The organism is Terriglobales bacterium, assembly GCA_035624475.1.
Lineage (GTDB): Bacteria > Acidobacteriota > Terriglobia > Terriglobales > Acidobacteriaceae > DASPRL01.
Map to the genome: position 1 here is coordinate 1 of DASPRL010000234.1, position 2,870 is coordinate 2,870.

Genomic DNA, 2,870 nt, shown 5'->3' on the forward strand with positions numbered 1-2,870 from the left:
CTCTTGCCATTGGACTTGCTTTTCTGGAAAACGTTTGTCCTCGGTTAGATGGGCTGTCCTCGTGCAACGGGCATTGGCGGCGAGAGTTGTTACAATCAACCGGTCGCGAGACAAAATGGCCGATCTTGCCCCCTTCCCCGCTGTCCGCTTCGACCCGGCGAAAGTTCCTGTTGCGCAGGTGGTTACCCAGCCCTACGACAAGATCTCTCCCCAGATGCAGGAGCGCTATTACGCCCAGGACCCGCACAACCTGGTGCGCATCATCCTGGGCAAGGCGGAGCCCGGAGACTCGGAGGGTGAAAATGTTTACACCCGCGCGGCCGCCTATTTCCGCGACTGGCGCGCTTGCGGCGTGCTCCGCCAGGATCCGCGCCCAGCCTTCTACCTTTACACCCAGCGCTTCCGCCTGCCGGCTTCCACCAACTCCAGCGGCGGGGCCCAGCGCCAGGGGGCGCTGGAGCGCAGCGGGCTGATCGCTGCCGGGCGCATCCACGACTATGCGGAAGGAGTGGTTTTTCGCCACGAGCAGACGCTTTCCAAGCCCAAGGCGGACCGCCTGAACCTGCTGCGCGCCACCCGCGCTCACTTCGGGCAGATCTTTATGCTCTACACCGATCCCGCCAACCAGGTGAATTCCCTGCTGAAATCCTGTGCCGGCTCGCGCGCCCCGGACCTCGCGGTGGAAGATGAGTACCAGGTAATGCACAGCATCTGGAGCATCTGCGATCCGGAAACGATCGCCGAGTCGCGCTGCCTGATGGCCGATAAGCAGCTCATCATCGCCGACGGACATCACCGCTACGAGACGGCCCTGGCTTACCGCGATGAGCGGCGAGCGGCGGCGGGAGCCGGCGCTTCGCCCGGCGCGCCCTCCGAGCGCGTGATGATGACGCTGGTGAACATGGATTCTGAGGGCCTGGTCATTCTGCCCACGCATCGCGTCGTCTTTGGTCTGCCCGGGTTCGCTGCCGCTCGCTTCCTGAAAGATGCCGAGACATTTTTTCAATTGGAAAAAATCGAGCTCTCCGCGACCGCGGGTGAGAGATTGCTTCAGGCGGGCAAGACGGGGATCGCGCTGCTGGCGGTCACCCAGGGGAGCGCGCACCTGCTGCGCCCGCGGCCGGACGCCGGCGATCATCTGCCCTCCGGCATGAGCCCGGCGCAGCGCTCGCTCGACGTCGTCTATCTGCACCAGCTCTTGCTCGCGCGCGCGCTGGGGATCAGCGAGGAGGCGATCCGCAACCAGCTTCACATCTCGTATCATCGCGATTTCGACGAGGCGATTGCGCGCGTGCGAGGCGGCGGCGCGGATCTGGCCTTGCTGATGAATCCCGTCCGCGTCGCCCAGTTGTCCGACATTGCATTCCACGGAGGTGTGCTGCCGCAGAAATCCACCGACTTCTACCCCAAGCTGCTCAGCGGGCTCACCATTTACTCTCTGGAAGACGCCTGATGTCCGCTCAAGCTCCACCACCGGCAGCCCATCGGCGGCGCTGAAATGCTCCTCCGTCCACTTCGTTACGCGGGCGCGAGCGTCCTGCTGGGCCTGTGGTCTCTCCTGCTCGCTCCCGCCTCCGAGGAGCAGCGGCTTACGGTTTACTCGGCGCAGAACACCGCCAGCCTTGCGATCGTGGAGCGCGAGGGGAAGCAGTATGTGGGCGTGCTGGAGGCGCTCCAGCCCTTCGGAGCCGTGATCGCCGGCCGCCAGGGCGATCACTGGAAGCTGCGTTTCACGCCGCACGGCGGCGCCACGGGCGAGGCCGAATTCAGCTACGGAAAGACGCGCGCCAAGATCCGCGGCAAGAAGATCGATCTTGCCGATCCCTTGCTGTTCGAGCGCGACCGTGCGCTGGTAAGCACGCGCTCGCTGGGCGAGGTGCTCTCCAGCCTGCTGGGCGGTGCCGTCCAGTTTCACGGCGCCTCGCGCAGGCTGTTTGTGGGCGCGGTGGCGGTGCCGTTCACCGCGCAACTGGAAAAGGGCGCTCCCGCTCGCCTGCTGCTGCGCTTTGCCGGCCCGGTCTCGCCGTTCGTCGCCACCGAGCCGGGGCGCATTCGCATGGTGTTCTCGCGTGAACCCATCGTCTCCGGCGCCAGCAGCTTCAATTTTGGCGACAGCAACATAACCTCCGCCACCTACTCGGAGGGCAATGGCGCAGCCCAGATCGAGGTCAACGGCACGGTGCCGCTCATCGCCCGATTCACGGATGAGGGCCGCACTATCTCCATCGAACCTGCGCCGGCTCCGGCGGCAGCGGCGAAGGGGACTCCGGCCGCACCGCCCGCGGCCGCGCCACCCGCGGCGGCCGCGCCCCCGCCTCAAGCGCCGCCTGCGGTGCGAGCCTTGCTGCCGGCGCGCACCTTCCTGGTGGTGATCGATCCCGGCCATGGCGGCCAGGAGACCGGAGCGCTGCTGACGCCGTCGCTGGCGGAAAAGGAGGTCACGCTGGCCCTGGCCCGGCGTCTTCGCGCCGACCTCGAAGCGCGCAACATTCACAGCGCTCTGCTCCGCGATGGCGATGTCGCGCTCACCTCCGAGCAACGCGCCGCCATGGCCAATGGCGCTCGTGGCACGGTGTATATCAGCATCCATGCCGGATCGGCAGGAACCGGAGTGCGCTTGTATAGCGCCCGCGTATCTCCTGTCTCCGCCAGCCCCGGCGGCTTCCTGCCCTGGGACAACGCGCAGGGTGCCTACCTGGAGCAGAGCCGGAGCCTGCTGGCGGCGATTGCCATGGAGCTGAACAATCGCCACATTCCTGCCGTCCCGCTGACCGCCTCGCTGCGGCCGCTGGACAACGTTGCCCTGGCGGCGGTAGCCGTGGAAGTCGCGCCCCCGGCGGGAAAGGTTGAAGGATTGATCTCGCCTGCCT

2 protein-coding genes are annotated in these 2,870 nt (G+C 66.4%); both read left to right on the top strand.

The window, feature by feature from the left end:
* Nucleotides 1-1,453 (top strand): DUF1015 domain-containing protein (locus tag VEG08_09785; GenBank protein ID HXZ28272.1); only part of this gene is annotated, 1,453 nt, incomplete at its 5' end.
* 201 nt (nucleotides 1,454-1,654) lie between these two features.
* On the top strand, nucleotides 1,655-2,870 hold a 1,216-nt coding region (locus VEG08_09790; protein ID HXZ28273.1), incomplete at its 3' end, for an N-acetylmuramoyl-L-alanine amidase.